This window comes from Pseudoclavibacter sp. CFCC 14310 (genome assembly GCF_008831165.1).
In the GTDB taxonomy this organism is placed as follows: domain Bacteria; phylum Actinomycetota; class Actinomycetes; order Actinomycetales; family Microbacteriaceae; genus Pseudoclavibacter_A.
The window spans coordinates 230229-245711 of the sequence record NZ_WBKC01000004.1 but is presented as its reverse complement, the minus strand read 5'-3'; the positions used below and the strand labels follow the sequence as shown (position 1 = coordinate 245711).

At 64.6% G+C, this 15483-nt stretch carries 15 protein-coding genes; 8 read left to right on the top strand and 7 right to left on the bottom strand.

Going from position 1 to position 15483, the window contains the following annotated elements; all coding sequences use genetic code 11:
* Nucleotides 1–22: 22 nt before the first annotated feature.
* Complete coding sequence (locus tag F8O06_RS10700; protein WP_158038552.1) at nt 23–514, bottom strand: flavin reductase family protein; 492 nt, start codon at nt 512–514, stop codon at nt 23–25.
* Nucleotides 511–1083, bottom strand: coding sequence for a hypothetical protein (locus F8O06_RS10695; protein WP_158038551.1), 573 nt, complete (start codon nt 1081–1083; stop codon nt 511–513). Before F8O06_RS10695 ends, F8O06_RS10700 begins: the two co-directional genes overlap by 4 nt.
* A 122-nt stretch (nt 1084–1205) precedes the next feature.
* On the opposite strand from F8O06_RS10695, the gene F8O06_RS10690 reads away from it, so the two are divergent.
* Nucleotides 1206–2432, top strand: coding sequence for a monooxygenase (locus tag F8O06_RS10690; protein ID WP_158038550.1), 1227 nt, complete (start codon nt 1206–1208; stop codon nt 2430–2432).
* 58 nt (nt 2433–2490) lie between these two features.
* On the opposite strand, the gene F8O06_RS10685 is transcribed toward F8O06_RS10690, so the two are convergent.
* The 5 genes from F8O06_RS10685 to F8O06_RS10665 form a co-directional block, all read right to left on the bottom strand.
* On the bottom strand, nt 2491–3492 hold the full coding sequence (locus F8O06_RS10685; protein WP_158038549.1) for an LLM class flavin-dependent oxidoreductase: 1002 nt from the start codon (nt 3490–3492) through the stop codon (nt 2491–2493).
* Nucleotides 3492–4787: an LLM class flavin-dependent oxidoreductase gene (locus F8O06_RS10680; RefSeq protein ID WP_158038548.1), complete on the bottom strand. Its 1296-nt coding sequence runs from the start codon at nt 4785–4787 to the stop codon at nt 3492–3494. The genes F8O06_RS10685 and F8O06_RS10680 overlap by 1 nt, the downstream gene beginning before the upstream one ends.
* Nucleotides 4788–4837: 50 nt before the next feature.
* Nucleotides 4838–5722, bottom strand: coding sequence for a MetQ/NlpA family ABC transporter substrate-binding protein (locus F8O06_RS10675; protein WP_158038547.1), 885 nt, complete (start codon nt 5720–5722; stop codon nt 4838–4840).
* Between the two features lie 70 nt (nt 5723–5792).
* The gene (locus F8O06_RS10670) at nt 5793–6458 is read right to left on the bottom strand and encodes a methionine ABC transporter permease (protein WP_158038546.1); all 666 of its coding nucleotides are present in this window, start codon (nt 6456–6458) and stop codon (nt 5793–5795) included.
* Entirely contained in the window at nt 6448–7476 is a 1029-nt protein-coding gene (locus tag F8O06_RS10665) for a methionine ABC transporter ATP-binding protein (protein ID WP_158038545.1), read from the bottom strand. The genes F8O06_RS10670 and F8O06_RS10665 overlap by 11 nt, the downstream gene beginning before the upstream one ends.
* 240 nt (nt 7477–7716) lie before the next feature.
* Here F8O06_RS10665 and F8O06_RS10660 point away from each other — a divergent pair, with 240 nt between their 5' ends.
* The 7 genes from F8O06_RS10660 to F8O06_RS10630 all read left to right on the top strand — a co-directional run bounded on the left by F8O06_RS10660 (nt 7717) and on the right by F8O06_RS10630 (nt 15477).
* A complete protein-coding gene (locus F8O06_RS10660) occupies nt 7717–8787 on the top strand; it encodes an aldo/keto reductase (protein ID WP_158038544.1) in 1071 nt (356 codons plus the stop codon).
* A gap of 57 nt (nt 8788–8844) precedes the next feature.
* Nucleotides 8845–9906 (top strand): hypothetical protein, encoded by a 1062-nt coding sequence (locus F8O06_RS10655; protein WP_158038543.1) that lies wholly within the window; start codon nt 8845–8847, stop codon nt 9904–9906.
* A complete protein-coding gene (locus tag F8O06_RS10650; RefSeq protein ID WP_158038542.1) occupies nt 9903–11219 on the top strand; it encodes an NtaA/DmoA family FMN-dependent monooxygenase in 1317 nt (438 codons plus the stop codon). The genes F8O06_RS10655 and F8O06_RS10650 overlap by 4 nt, the downstream gene beginning before the upstream one ends.
* Nucleotides 11220–11467: 248 nt before the next feature.
* Nucleotides 11468–12376: a MetQ/NlpA family ABC transporter substrate-binding protein gene (locus F8O06_RS10645; protein ID WP_158038541.1), complete on the top strand. Its 909-nt coding sequence runs from the start codon at nt 11468–11470 to the stop codon at nt 12374–12376.
* Nucleotides 12377–12499: 123 nt separating this feature from the next.
* Nucleotides 12500–13588 (top strand): methionine ABC transporter ATP-binding protein, encoded by a 1089-nt coding sequence (locus F8O06_RS10640; protein WP_158038540.1) that lies wholly within the window; start codon nt 12500–12502, stop codon nt 13586–13588.
* 2 nt (nt 13589–13590) lie between these two features.
* Nucleotides 13591–14253, top strand: a complete 663-nt coding sequence (locus F8O06_RS10635; RefSeq protein ID WP_158038539.1) for a methionine ABC transporter permease — start codon at nt 13591–13593, stop codon at nt 14251–14253.
* Nucleotides 14254–14256: 3 nt separating this feature from the next.
* Nucleotides 14257–15477 carry a M20 metallopeptidase family protein gene (locus F8O06_RS10630; protein ID WP_158038538.1) on the top strand — a complete coding sequence of 407 codons (1221 nt, stop codon included), beginning with the start codon at nt 14257–14259 and terminating at the stop codon, nt 15475–15477.
* Nucleotides 15478–15483: the final 6 nt, after the last annotated feature.

Here is a 15483-nt window from a genome sequence, read left to right as displayed (position 1 = left end):
CGCTGAGGATACGGGCAGCAGCTCAGAGCAGAGAGCGCGACTGAGACCGGTGCCACAGAAGCGGCGTGTGCTCGGGCGTCTGCCAGGCCGAGAGCACCTCGAGGAAGGCGACATTGTGATCGCCTGCCTCGACCTCGCTGTGCAGCGAGCATTCGAGCGCGACCGGAGCATCGGTGAGCAGCAGCGCCCCAGCCTCGGTCGAGGTGGTCGCGATGCCGTCGAATCGATGGGCTCGATCTGATCCGGCCAGCTGACGCAGACGTTCGCTGTGCTGCTCGCCGAGGTATGAGATGCCGATGTGATGAGCGGCGCGGAGGTACGGCCATGTCTGCGAGTCTGCCTGCACGGCGACCGAGACGAGCGGTGGCTTGAGAGAGACCCCGACGGTGAACGACGAGGCCACCAGACCGTGCCGTTCGTCGCCTCGGTCGACGCCGAGCAGCACGATACCGCTGGGGAAGGCCCCGAAGAGCGTACGGAGCGTGGTCGGATCGAGTGCAGCTGTGGTGCTCATGCTCTCGCACGGCTCTCTTGGACGAGCAGCCGACCGAGATCGGTGCGTACTCGTGACAGGGTGGATGCCGAGCCGAGCTCCTGCGCAGCCTGCCAGTACCACTCGAGGTTCTTGCCGCGTTGCGTCGCCGACGCTCCGAGCTCGTCGAAGAATCGGGTGCTCACGAACGTGGCGGTCTCAGCTGCGCTCAGCCAGGCTCGGCGAATGTCGAGGTCGTTCTGCGAGTCGAGGGCGGCGCCGACCAACGACCGAGTCTCGGCGACCACCGTGTCGAGCTCGCCGATGATTGCCTGGATCTGGGGGTCGTCGGCGGTGACTTCGGCGTTGCCCTGCCAATAGCTGCGACGACGTGCGATCACCTGATCGATCGCTTCGATGTGTGCGGCAGAGGCGATGCCGAGAAGCGCCACGGCGTCGGTGAGCAGGTGAACCGGGTCGTCTGCGTGATCGTCGACGCTGTGCGGCTGTGCCGGAACGACGGCTGCAGCGGCGTCACGAACGGCGTCGACCTCGGGCTTTCGTCTGGCGATCGCCGTCAGCGACCGGAGTGGTGACGTGGTCACAGTCATGGATCCTCCTTGAATGGCTCAGAGCCGAAGATACGAGACTGACTGGGTCGACAGGTGATTGTTGCGGAATGTTCCGCCGCCGGTGGGAGCGTCGCTGAGATATTGGCGAGAATAAAGACATCATGACTTCCAGACCCGCGCAGAACGACACCACGACTGTGTCGACAGCAGACCTCGTAGCCCGATTCCGCCCGACACTGCAGGCTCTGGAGAGCAGCGCACTTCAGCGTGAGCAGGATCATGAGCTGCCGTACTCCGCGTATCGTGCACTCAAAGCCGAGGGCTTCGGCAAGGTGCGTCTCGGTCGAGACGACGGCGGAGACGACATCACCGTGCCGCAGCTGCTCGAGCTGATCGCGGCCGTCGCCCAGGCCGATTCCAACATCGCCCAGTCTTGGCGCACGCACATTCTGGCCGTCGAGCGCTTTCGCACGGCGCCCCAGTCGGCTCACCGAGACGAATGGCTGCGGCGCATCGCACAGGGAGACGTCATCGGTGGGGCCTGGACGGAGTCTGCGGATGTGACCATCGGCGTGTTCACGACGACGATCGCCCCAGACGCCGAGGGCGTGCTGCGGCTCAACGGGCGCAAGTTCTACAGCACCGGGTCTCTGCTCGCCGACTGGCTCGAGGTCGGGGCAGTCGATGCCGACGGCGAGTTCGTGATCGCCTCGATCCCGGCGCGCCGCGCCGGCGTGGAGCTGCTCGACGACTGGGACGGCTTCGGCCAGCAGCTGACCAGCAGCGGAACGACGATCTTCACCGACGTCGAGGTCGCGCCGGCCGACGTCGCCGGCTTCTCAGACAACCATGAGGGCTCACGGGGCTGGCAGCAGGTGGTGCTGCTCGCCATCCTGACCGGCATCGCTCGTGCCGCTGAGCACCTGGCCGTCACGCTCGTGCGAGAACGTGCGGCCGCGGTCGGCGACGTCGAAGAGGTCGACACTGCGGCGCTCGGCAGCATCTCGGCAGAGGTGCTGCGGGCAGAGACCGCGCTTCGCGCGGCCGGTGAGATTCTGCAGCGCGGTGACGACGCACTGATCGCCGCGGCCGCAGAGGAAGGCGGCCGCGAGAGTGTCGCATCGCTGCTGGGCGAGGCAGAGCTGCAGACCTTCCGTGCGCAGCTCAACATCGTCCCGGCTACGCTGTCGGCTCTGAACAGCCTGATCGGCGTCGTCCCTGGCGTGCGAGAGACTCGTCACTGGGCCCGCATCGACCAGCTCTGGCGCAACGCGCGCACGATATCGTCGCACAATCCTGTGGCGTTCAAACAGCGCATGGTCGGTGACCGCCTGGCATTCGGCGTCGACTTCGGGGCTCGTGCCGAAGACCGGCGTCGCGAACAGTAGCCACCGCATCGAGGGCGCTGCATATTCCCGCTGATGGTTCTGCGCCCTCTGCCACGGTTCAGAAGATGTGGCTGCGCTGCTCGGGCCCGTTCTTCTCGGTGTGTGAAGACAGCCCGGCTGGCGCGTAGGCGCTCTTCCCGAGGTCGGTGAGGGCGCCTCCGACGGCAAGCCCGAGTCGTTCTCTCAGCGACTCCGGCTCTGGCCCCCGCTCTCGACTCGGCTGCGCACCTGCGAGCGCACTGATCACGGCGGTCACAACCGCGAGATCTGTCTCGGCAGGCAGCGAGACCAGGACAGACGCCCCGCCGGCCTGCACGTCGCGGGCGTTGTCCAGCCGGCGGGCGAACAGCTGCTGATCGTCGGCCGGATGCGGCACCTCGACCGTCTGCCACACCTGCGGAGCTGCACCCGCGGCGATTCCGGCCGGTCGTGGCGCATCGTTCGTGTTGGGGAGCCGGATGACGAGGTCGGTTCCCGGGGCGGCATGGTCGACTGTTGCGACGACCGGATGCCCCTGTGTCGAAGACGGGACGTTCAGCGGGCCTCGTGAGCGAAAGAGTCCGTCGTGGTCGGCGAAGCGGATCTGCTCCGATTCGATGAAGACTCCACGTGTACGATCTGCCACGATGGCGGCGCGGGGCCAGGTGTGCCACAGGGCGATGGCAGCGGCGACGGCGTCGGCGGTCAGCTCTGAGCCCGGCTCGGCATGGGCCCAGACGCTGCCGCCGGCGGTTCTCTCTGCATCTCGATCAATCGCCAGCCAGCCGATGCGACCGTTCGAGACCGAGTCGAGCGAGCCGATGCGTCGAGCGATGTTGTACGGGTGCTCGCGTTCCGCTGACAGGGCGACGAGCAGACGCAGACGCGGGTGGCGGCTCTGCAGAGCAGCAGCGGCGATGCTCGGATCGAGAACACGGCGCACCGGCCGTGTGCCCGGAAGCCCGAGCACGACGAAGTCGACGGGGGCGTCTTCGATCGAGGACCAGAGCGCTTCGGCAGCCGAGGGGCTGTTCCAGACCACCGGGAGCGCAAGTGCAAGACGATTGTTCGGTGTGGTCATCAGTCTCCTGTCAGAGGGCGAGGTTCGACGAACGGTCGGCCGAAGACGCGCCCGCGCAGAGTCGAGTCTTCGTACTCGGTTCGGAACAGACCCCGACGTCGAAGCAACGGCACGACCTCGTCGACGATGATCTGCAGGTCGCGGGGGAAAACGCCTGGCATCAGGTTGAAGCCGTCGGCCGCCGAGGTCGAGTACCAGTGCTCGATCGTGTCGGCTGCCTGCTCCGGGGTGCCGATCAGAATCCGATGGCCGTAGCCGCCGGAGCCTCGCAGAACGTCGCGCAGCGTGCCGCCGCTCTCTCGGGCGAAGCGGATGAAGGACTCGCGGAAGCCCAGCGACGCCCGAAAGTCGGCCGGTGGAGCGGCGTCGAGCAGGCTGGCGGGGATCGGACGATCGAGCGGCAGGTCGAAGACCTCTGGCCCGAGGAATCCGGAGATTCTGCGCAGCCCGTAGCCGTGCGGACCGCGTCGCTCGAGATCGTCATAGAGTTCGATCGCCTCATGCTCGGTCGAACCGAGTATGAGAGACAGACCGGGAAGGATGCGAATCGCATCGCGCTCCCGGCCTGCGTCCTGCGCGAGATCCTTGACCTGCTGGTAATGCTGTCTGCCGGCCTCATGGTCCATCTCTGCCGAGAAGACGAAGTCGGCCACACCGGCTGCGAGTCGTCGGCCGTCAGGAGAGCCGCCGGCCTGGACGATGAGTGGCTGTCGCTGAGGCGACGGCGGCGCGTCCAGACTGCCTTCGTAGTCGAAGTGAGCGCCGTGGTGCGTGACACGTGGGCCACCGGACGCGCTGCGCCAGAGCGCCTTGACCAGACCGACGAACTCGGAAGCACGTGCGTATCGCTCATGACGATCCGGAAGCGGGCCCGTTCCGAAGTTCGCGCCGGCCGCGTCACCGATGGTGGTGACGACGTTCCAGGCGAAACGGCCGTTGGAGACGGTGTCGAGACTCAGAGTGCGACGCGCCCATTCGACCGGATCGTTGTACGTCGTCGTGGCCGTCGCGATGAGGCCCAGCGCCTCGGTGTGCTGACTGACGACCGCTTCGATGACAGTGGGATCAAGATTGCCTGCCGGGCGCAGTGCGGGGTCGTCTTCGAGCCGTGGAGCATCGGCGAGAAACAGCGCGTCGAGCCGGCCGCGTTCTGCAAGCTGGGCGATCTCCACCCAGTACGGTGCCTCGAAGAGTCCTGTCGGTCCGTGATCGTCGAACTGCCAGGCCGCAGGCTGCTGGCCGACCCCGAGCACGTTCACATTCAGAATCACATGACCGTCACGTTGAGCTGACATGACCTGCGCCTTTCTGCCGTTGCCGTTGCCGTTGCCGCCGAATGAGCTGGTCAGTTGCCGAGCACCTTCTGTGACGGCTGTACGAAGCCCTGGTAGGTGTCTTTGATGAAGGTGGCAATCTCATCACCGGTGAGGTACTCGGTGAGCAGCTTGATCCGAGGGTCGTCAGCCTTGCCGGCCGTGGTCGTCAAGACGTTCGCATAGGGGTTGTCGTCTGCCGACTCCAGCTTGAGCGCGTCATTGGGGTTGATGCCGTTGCTGAGCGCGATGTCACCGTTCACGAATGAGGCGTCGACATCGGGGAGTGACTTCGCTCGCTGCACTGAAGCGGTGGCCACGAGATTCAGGTGCTTCGGGTTGTCGACGATTGACTGCTCGCTCACGCCCAGAGCAGCGGCTGAGCCGTCTGCGCTCGCGACGTTGAGCTTCAGCAGCCCGAGATCCTGCAGCAGGAAGAGCGCTCGCGGCAGGTTGGTCTGTTCGTTGGGTACGAGAACGGTGGCCCCATCAGGCAGGTCTGAGGCGTCGGAGTGCTTCTCGGAATACAACCCGAAGACGTTGACCAAGACCGTCGCCTTGTTGACGAGGTCGGTGTCCGGATGCTTAGCGACCCATGAGTTGAAATACGGCTGATGCTGGTAGAAGTTCGCGTCGAAGTCGCCGCCGACAAGCTGAGCGTTCGGATCGACCGACTCTGTGGCGCTGGTCGTGACCTCGAGTTTCAGCCCACTGCCGTCTTCGTCAGCAAGCTTCTGCACCTGCTTCAGGACGTCACCCTGGGGAACGGCTGTGGCGTAGATCTTCAGCGGCGAACTGTCGACTTTCGACCCGTCTGCGGGCGTTGAGGAGCTGCCTGCGCAGCCGCTCAGGGCCAGGGCGGCCACTGCGGCGATCGTCACGGTGCTCAGAACTCTGCGGATGGGATGAACTGACATGGGGTTCCTTTTCTGATTGAGGGCGGGTATCGATTGAAGGCCGGTCTGGTGGGTCAGGGCGAGCGTGTGCTCAGCGCTTGTGCCGACGCAGTCGGATCCAGATGTCTCCGGTGAGCTGTATGGCCTGCACCATGATCACCATGGCCAGCACGGCGAGCAGCATCAGCTCCGGATAGAACCTCTGATACCCATAGAGCAGTGCGAAGTCTCCGATGCCTCCGGCGCCGACGGCACCAGCGACTGCGGTGCCGTCGACCGTGCCGACGAGAACGATGGTCGCCGCCGAGAGCAACCCTGAGAACGACTCGGGCAACAGCACGCGAGTGATGATCTGCCACTTCGTCAGGCCGATCGTCTTGGCGGCTTCGATGCGCCCCTCATCGACTTCGCGCAGGGCAGACTCCACGAGACGCGAGAAGAACGGGGTGAACCCGATGGTGAGCGGGACGATGGCTGCGAAGACACCCACCGAGGTGCCGACCAGAATGCGAGTCAGCGGGATCAGCAGAACGATCAGGATCAGAAACGGGATGGATCTCCCGAGGTTCACGATCGTCGACAGCGCGTGGTAGAGCACCGGATGAGGCGTGAGCGACCCTGGTGCGCTGATGTGCAACAGGGTGCCGATTGAGAGTCCGAGCACGAGAGTGAGGCCGCCCGCGATGGCGACCATGAACAAGGTCTCGCCGATCGCAGCCCAGTACTCTGGCAGGTAGGTGCTCCAGTCAACGAACATGTGCGTTCTCTCTGATCTCGACGCCGGCTTCGGTCAGCGTCTGTCGAATGCTCTCCAACGGCACGCGGCTGTCGTCCTGCGACGTGAACCGAACCAGAAAACGCGAGTAGGTTGCGCCCCCGATGTGCTCGATGCGACCTGATCGCAGCTCGACGTCGACCAGAAACTCCCGTGCCAGTCGAGAGAGCACTCGGCTCTGCTGCGAGCCGGATGCGAACACGAGATCGAGGTCGGCGTCACTCGTGTCATCTGCGCCGCCGTTCGCGGTCTCCTCCCCGTCGGCAGGCAGCAGCATCGGGCCGAGCTGTGACGCGGGGTCTTCCAGCAGGTCTCGAACGCGCCCTGCCTCGATCAGACGTCCGTGCTGCATCAGGGCAACGGAGTCACAGGCGTAGCGCACGACATCCCAGGAATGTGTGATGAGCACCACGGTGAATCCGAGTCTGCGCTTCAGATCCTGCAGCAGGTCGAGGATCACCGCCGTCGTCGCAGAGTCGAGAGCGCTCGTGGCCTCATCGCAGAGCAGTACTTCGGGGTCGCTGATCAGCGCGCGGGCGATGCCGACTCGCTGTTTCTGGCCGCCGGAGAGCTGAGACGGATAGGCCTTCTCTTTGCCGTCGAGGCCGACGAGCTCGATGAGCTCTCTCGCCCGACGAAGCCGCTCGGTTCGAGGCACTTTGCGCACGGTGAGCGGAAATGCGATGTTCTCGAGCACTGTGCGTCCGTGAAAGAGATTGAAGCTCTGAAAGACCGTCGAGACTTTGAGCGAGTAGTCGCGAAGCGCTCCAGAATCGAGGTCGCGAAGGGGCCTGTCGCGAAACAATATAGTGCCCGAGGTCGGGGAGTCCAGAAGATTCAGCATTCGCAGCAGCGTGCTCTTCCCTGCTCCCGAAGTTCCCACGATCCCGAAGAACGCACCTTCCGGTATGTCAAGAGAGACGTCGTTCAGCGCGAGCACCTCGCCCTCCTTCGTCCGAAAGGTCTTGCTGACCTGGTCGACACGGATGATGCGCGGCATAGTCTCTCCTGTTCTTCATCTGAAGGGTGCTTGCGGTGTCGTCGCTCGGGGCGAGTTCGCAGACAAGGCCGCGGCGGTGCCGGGTCTGGAGTGAGCGTAGACGCGCGCCTCGAAAAATGTCATAGGGGCCCGACATGTTTCGTCATCCGCCCACCGGTCGGGCCAGCGAGTCAGTATCAATAGGGGGAACGGCGGCGGCGTGACGTCGGCGTCGACGTCTCTCTGGAAGGAAGACCACAGTTGCCTGATGACCTCTTCTTCGATCAGACGGTGCCCGATGTGCACCAGCCCTACGTCGCAGCTCCGGATCGCTACACGCATCTCGGCTATCGTCGGGTCGGCGATTCCGGTCTGCTGCTGCCTCCGATCTCGTTGGGGCTCTGGTGGAACTTCGGCGACAACCGCCCGTTTGACCTGCAGCGAGAGGTGCTGCGGTTCGCGTTCGACCAGGGCATCACCCACTTCGACCTGGCCAACAACTACGGTCCGCCGCATGGTGCGGCCGAAGAGAACTTCGGTCGGGTGCTGCGCACGGACTTCCGCCCGTATCGCAACGAGCTGATCGTCTCGACGAAGGCCGGGTGGCCGCAGTGGCCGGGGCCCTATGGCGACTTCGGGTCGGCAAAGTACCTTCGGGCCAGCCTGGACGAGTCTCTGGCGCGTCTGCAGACCGACTATGTCGATGTCTTCTACTCGCATCGCGTCGACTCCTCGACGCCGATCGAGGAGACGATCGGCGCTCTCGACGCCGCTGTGCGACAGGGCAAGGCGCTTTATGTCGGCATCTCCTCCTATTCGGCAGAGCGGACCGAGCGAGCGATCGCGGTGGCGCGCGAGCTGCACACGCCATTGGTGATTCACCAGCCGGCCTATTCTCTGCTGAACCGCTGGGTGGAGCATGGCCTGCTCGACGTACTCGGTCGCAGCGGGCTCGGAGCCATCGCCTTCACTCCGCTTGCTCAGGGGCTGCTCACCAACCGCTGTCTGCAGCAAGGGCAGGTGCATGCCTCCGGTGGCCGAACGACGCTGTCGGACGCCGATCTCACAGCAGAGAACCTGGAACGGCTGCAGAGGCTCGCCGACGTTGCCACGAGACGTGGGCAGACACTCGCTCAACTGGCGATCGCCTGGCTGCTGCACAACGATCGGGTGACGTCTGTGCTGCTGGGAGCCTCGACGGTGCAGCAGCTCGCAGAGAACCTCCAGGCTGTGCACAACACAGGCTTTACCGAGGCGGAACTGGCCGAGATCGATGAGATCACGGCTGCTGACGCCGGTGTCAACATCTGGGCGCAGTCGTCCGATCTGTGACGATGCCGCCCTGCACACAGCACTGGCTGCGGCGCGTGCCGCAGAGAGGAACACCTGATGACTTCTGAACAGAGCGAGCACACGCTGCGCCGCCTGCTCGCCTCCACCCCGTTCGGCATCGCCTTCAGCGGCGATGCGGCGCTTTCGCTCGTCCCCGGAGCCGCACCGGGCGAGCGCAGGGCGGTGCAGGCACTTGCCCGTCGTATCGATTTCGCAGTGCTCGGAGCGGAGCGGCTCTCCGGCTCAGGAGCGCCGCCGGAGGCCCCACGTCTGGATCCGACGAGTCTGGCGATCAGTCTCGCCAGCGATCATGCCCTTGGCGTGTTCGTCGCGCAGACTCCCGAGCACGATCATCCGTACAACGCCGCTCGACGTCTGCTGACGGCTGACAACCTCACTGGCGGAGCGCTGGGCGTGGTCGTGGCCCACAACGACGTCCTGACACCGGCGCCGGTGCCCGCGGCCTGGACCTCCGAACTGACGGGGCCGAGAACGACGGCTGACTTCACCGAGGTCCTGCGTGATCTCTGGAACAGCTATCCGCGTGACCTGCTCATCGCAGATCGGCAGAGTGGAGTATTCGGCCGGAGCGAGCAGATCCGAGCCATTGACCATTCGGGAGTGTACTCGGTGGCAGGCCCCCTGGGCATTCCCTCCAGCGTGCAGGGAGAGCCTGTGCTCGCGTCGTGGGCAGCCGACCCTGCCGATGACTTCCCGGCTGCCGAAGTTCTGGTGCTGCCTGTGCGAACGCTCGACGACTGGGCGTCAGCCGCACGGGGGGCGCTGGCGGTGATACCCGTTCTCACCGCAGGCGACGAAGGCGACGTTCGCTCCGTGCTCGACAGCTGGGCTGCGCTGCTCGACGCCATCTCTGGCGAGACGCACGTGGCTGCCGTGGCGATCGAAGTAACGAGCAGGCTCGGCCTCGCAGCGACGTCTGCGGCCGGCGTGCTGACCGCACTGCTTCCGGAACGTCCGCAGACGGGAGCGCGCACCCTGCGCGAGCGCTTGGGGTTCGCACCGCGGTCGAGAGATCTCAGCGATCGTCCCAGCCCGTTCTCAGAAGAGCAGACCTCCACCGACCCCCTCTCGACGACCAAGACGAAGGTGCACGAATGAGTGACGTCCAGCGCACGCTCAGCGAAGATGACGTACCGAACAAGTACGGCCATGCACGCAGCCTGATACTCAATGTCAATCTGCAGGGGTACGGACAGCGCCCTGCCGCCTGGCGAGTGCAGGATGTGGTGCCTGACGATCAGATCACACCGGGATTCTGGAACCACCTCGCAGCCGTCGCCGAGCGCGGCCGTCTGGATGCGGCGTTCTTCGCCGATCACCCAGCCGGCGAGAACCCCAACCCGCGGCCGTTGGGGCTCAACGAGCCCTTCGCGCTGGCGGCGAGCATTGCGGCGAGCACCGAGCACCTCGGCATCGTGGCGACCGCGTCGACCACATACAACGACCCGCTGGAGCTGGCCGCACGGGTGTTGGGCACCGACATCGTGGCAGGCGGAAGAATCGGTTGGAACGTGGTCACGACGTACAGTCCGAAGGTCTCAGCGAACTTCGGAGTCGCTCAGAACCCGGATCGTGAGACTCGCTACCGTCGGGCGCGGGAGTTCACCGAGGCCGTGATCCGTCTCTGGAAGACCAGCGGCACCGACCAGAGCGTGGACTTCCACGGAGAGCTGGTCGACGTCGTCGGCCGACTTGACCTGCCGCATTCCCCTCAGCGGCATCCCGTGCTTTTCCAAGCGGGCGGCTCTGCCCAAGGAAGAGATCTCGCGGCACGTTTCGCTGACGGTGTCTTCGCGGTCGAGCTCACGAAGCAGGGGGCGATCGATCACCGTGCCTACGTGCGCGATCGGGCTGCGGCCTACGGGCGCAATCCTGACTCAGTGAACATCGTTCCGGGGCTCTCGCTCGTCATCGGCAGCACACAGGCCGAGGCCGAGAGGCTCTACGACGAGCTCGAGAGCCTTGTGCCAGACTCCTACACGATCGGCTCTCTGAACGCGATTCTCGAAGCCGATGTGAGCAGTCTGCCATTGGACGAGCCGATCCCCGACGACGTCCTCCATCGCCCTGTGGACGAATCCGCGCATGTGGCGTCGGCTGGCTACCGAGAGACCTTCCTCGACTGGATTCGAGACAACAACGACTCGCTGCGCGGCGTTCTTCGCAAGTTCGGCGGCTACGGCGCACGCATCATCGTCGGCACCCCGGAGCAGATCGCCGACGACATCGAAGACTGGTATCGGGCAGGCGCGGCAGACGGCTTCAACCTGATGATCGATCGCTTTCCCGCCGGCCTCGAGAAGTTCGTCGACGAGGTCGTGCCGCTGCTGCAGCGCAAAGGCATCTTCAAGCGCGAGTACCACGCCCAGACGTTGCGAGAGCGGCTCGGAGCGCACACACTGCTCGACTGAGTCGAAGCGTGTGACGAGGGCGACGGCACGAGTGAGACATCTGTCAGAGATGTCATGGGTGCGGAACGACGGAGGAACGGAACGTCGTTGCGCACCCGTCTTCGTCTCTGATCTGCTCGGCCTTCTGCAGGGCCTGCCGATATGCACAGAGTTCGCATAAATGCCACAACATGACGAGATCTTTCCTGATGCGAACGAGTGCGACGCCACGGGTCGCACCCGCTGGCGAAGTTTGAATAATCATCAACATGACAAACACAAAACTCTCTCTCCGCCGTTTTGCGACCGGTGTCGCGTTCACCCTGATCGGCTCGCTGGCGCTTGTGGGCTGCTCGGCGGGTGGAAGCGGCGACAGTGCGGACGGCACGCAGAAGATCGTGATCGGAACCGACGACGGCAATGAGCCGCACTGGACGGTTCTGAAGAACAAGCTCTCGGAGGAGGGCATTGACCTCGACGTTCGCACGCTGAACGACGGCGTGCAGCTGAACCAAGGAGTTCAGGACGGCGAGCTCGACGTCAACCTCTTTCAGCATCTGATCTTCCTCTCGCAGTTCAACGTCAACAACAACGGCACGCTGGTCCCGGTCGGCGCAACAGCGGTCTATCCGCTGGCGCTCTACAGCGAGAAGTACAAGAGCGTCGACGAGCTGCCTGAGCACTCGACGATTGCGATCCCGAACAACCCGACGAACCTCGCCCGCGGCCTGCTCAACCTGCAGCGCGCGGGGCTGCTCACGCTGAAAGACGGAGGCAACGCACTGTCGACTCCTGCAGACATAGAGACCTCGAAGGTCGAGCTGAAGCCGGTCGACAGCAACCAGACCGTGGCCGCGTTGAAAGACGGGAGTGCCCAGGCCGCCATCGTGAACAACACGCAGGCCCAGAAGGGTGGGCTCGGCGATGAGCTCATCATTTTCAAGGAAGATCTCAACAGCGCTGAACTGGCTCCGTACATCAACGCGTTCGTGACTCGAGATGACAAGAAAGACGACCCCAGGTGGCAGAAGCTGGTCGACGCCTACCACTCACCGGAGGTCGAGGCGGCAGTGACCGAGCTGAACCAGGGGAACCTGCTGTTCAAGGCGGAATGGACTCCGAGCCAGCTGCAGGATGAGCTGACACGTTTGCAGGATCAGCTCAAGGCAACCAAGTAGGGCTTTCGGCGGAAGCCTGATGACTCAGGGGCGTTGCGGTGTCGCCAGTCAGATCTCTGGCGACACCGCAACGCCTTTCGATCAGCACTCCGGTGTCGCCGGTGCAGAAATGGTGTGTAGAACATGACAACAGTTGTTGAGTTCGACAACGTCTCCAAGGTGTTCCCTGGGCCCAAGAAGGGCCAGCAGGTGAAAGCCGTCGACGAAGTCTCGCTGAAAGTCGAGGCCGGATCGATTGTGGGCGTGATCGGCTACTCGGGTGCGGGAAAATCGACGCTCGTCAGACTGATCAACGGGCTGGAGAAGAACACGGGCGGAAGCATCCGTGTGCTGGGCACGGATGTCGGCACAGCCAGCGAGAGCGAGCTGCGTGCACTGCGTGAGCGCGTCGGCATGATCTTTCAGCAGTTCAACCTCTTCACGTCGCGCACCGTTCGGGGCAACGTCGAGTATGCGTTGAAGCTGAGCGGCTGGAACAAGGCGAAGATCGCCGAACGTGTCGACGAACTGCTGAAGTTCGTCGGCATCTCGGACAAGGCCGGCGAATACCCGCGGAGACTCTCCGGCGGCCAGAAGCAGCGCGTGGGAATCGCTCGAGCGCTGGCGACCAGCCCGGAGATCCTGTTGGCCGACGAAGCGACCAGCGCACTCGACCCGCAGACCACGGTCGAGGTTCTCGAGCTGCTGCGGCAGATCAACCAAGAGCTGGGCACCACGATCATCATCATCACCCACCAGATCTCGATCGTGCATGAACTCTGCGACCAAGTGGTCGTGATGGAGAATGGTCGGGTCGTCGACAGCGGCGAAGCGTACGAGGTCTTCGCGAACCCGTCCAGCGAACTGACCGAGCGTCTGGTGTCGTCTGTCGTGCAGGGTGCCCCCCAGGGGCGCACACTCACACAGCTTGCAGCGGGGGGAGGGCAGCTGCTGAGCGTGGACATCAACGCCGAGGTCACCGGCGAAGAGGTCGCGAGCGTCTTCCGCGGCCACGGCATCGAGCGCTCAGTGGTGTTCGGCGGAATCACTGATGTCGCCGGGCGCCCGCTGGGCACGCTGACCTACCGGCTGCTGACCGATCAGGCCACGGCTGAGGCGATCGCAGACGAGTTGCAGCAGACGACGAAGGCTCGGGTGCTGGTGCCTGAGGAACTCTCAGTCATCACGAACAGCGGGCTGAACAATCCGGCGCGCGTCGAGAAGGGGAACTGATCATGGGCGGCAAGTGGGAGACTCTCTGGCCGGTGCTGCTGCAGTCTCTGCAGGAGACGATCTACATGGTGGTGGTGACCCTGGTCATCAGCGGCGTGGCCGGTCTGATCATCGGTGCGGTGCTGTATGCCACTCGTCCGGGAAACCTGTTCGAGAACCGGGTGATCTTCACCGTGCTGAACTTCATCATCAACATCGTCAGACCGATTCCGTTCATCATCTTTCTCACCGCGGTCGGTCCGCTCACGAAGCTGGTGGTCGGCACGACACTGGGCACCGAGGCTGCGATCGTGCCCATGGTCATCATGGCGGCGGTCGTGATCGGCCGAGTGGTCGAGCAGAACCTCGTCGCGGTCGACCCGGGGCTGGTCGAGGCGGCCCGGGCACTCGGCGCACCACGGACGCGAATTCTGTTCGGCATCGTGATTCCCGAGGCTCTGGCCCCGCTGATTCTGGGCTATACGTTCATGTTCATCGCAGTGGTCGACATGTCGGCGATGGCCGGGTACATCGGCGGCGGCGGTCTCGGCAACTTCGCCATTCTCTACGGCTACCAGCAGTTCAACCAGCAGGCGACCTGGGTGACTGTCGCAGTCATCGTGGTCATCGTGCAGATCGGCCAGCTGCTCGGCAACTGGCTCGCGCAGCGCGTGCTCCGGCGGTGAGCGGTGGCCGTCTTGACAGGTGAGCTGCAGCAGCTGCGACGTACGCTTCATCGCGTTCCCGAGGTCGGTCTGCACCTGCCTCAGACTCAGACGGTGCTGTTGGCCGAGCTGTCGGGCCTTCCGGTCAGCGTGACGTGCGGGCAGTCGCTGAGCTCGGTGGTCGCCGTTCTGCATGGGGCCCACCCCGGGCCGACGGTGCTGCTGCGCTCAGATATGGACGCGCTGCCGATTCGCGAGAGCACAGGGCTGCCGTTCGCCTCGCAGAACGGGGCCATGCATGCGTGCGGGCACGATCTGCACATGGCCGCCCTGATCGGCGCGGCCCGCCGGCTGGCTGCGCACCGAGAGAGGCTGCACGGCAGCGTGGTCTTCATGTTCCAGCCCGGTGAAGAAGGGCCGGGCGGTGCCGAGCGGATGCTGGACGAGGGCGTGCTGGAGGCGAGCGGGCAGCTGCCGGTCGCCGCCTACGGCCTGCATGTGTGGACAGATCTGCCGCGCGGACGCTTTCTGCTGCGTGAAGGAGCCATCATGGCCGGGTCGAACTCACTGCTCGTCGACATCGTCGGGCGAGGAGGGCACAGCGCAGCGCCGTGGAACGCCCTCGACCCGGTCGGTCCGCTGTGCGAGATCGTCACTCGTGTACGGGCCGCGGTGGCCGCCGCAGAGGCCGATGACGATGCAACTCGGGCGGGCAGACGGATCTCGCAGGGTGTGCGCCTCGGCAGTGGAGAGCTGGAACCGATCGTGCTCTCCCCAACGCAACTGTGCGGCTCCTCTGTGCGCAACGTCATTCCGGACACCGCCGGGTTCGGCGCCTCGCTGCGAACTCTCTCGGCAGAATCGGCAGGCGTGGTCGAGCAGCTCACACGTCAGATCGTCGACGACGTCACCACACCGGCGGAACTCTCCAGTCGGGTGAAGGTCACCTCGCACTATCCTGCGACCGTCAACGACTCTGCCGAGACCGCCAACGTCGCTCATTGGCTGGGCGAGGCCTTCGGGGGGGATCGAGTGTCGACGCTCGACGAGCCGCTGATGAGCTCAGAGGACTTCTCGTATGTGCTGCAGCGAGTGCCCGGCGTGTTCTTCATGCTCGGTGCCGCCGCAGCCGATGTGCCGGAACCCGCTTCGAACCACTCGGCTCGCGCGGTCTTCGACGACAGCGTGATCGATGACGCGGCACGAGCTCTGGCGACGCTGGCCTGGCGCAGAGTGCATCAGTGACGGCGT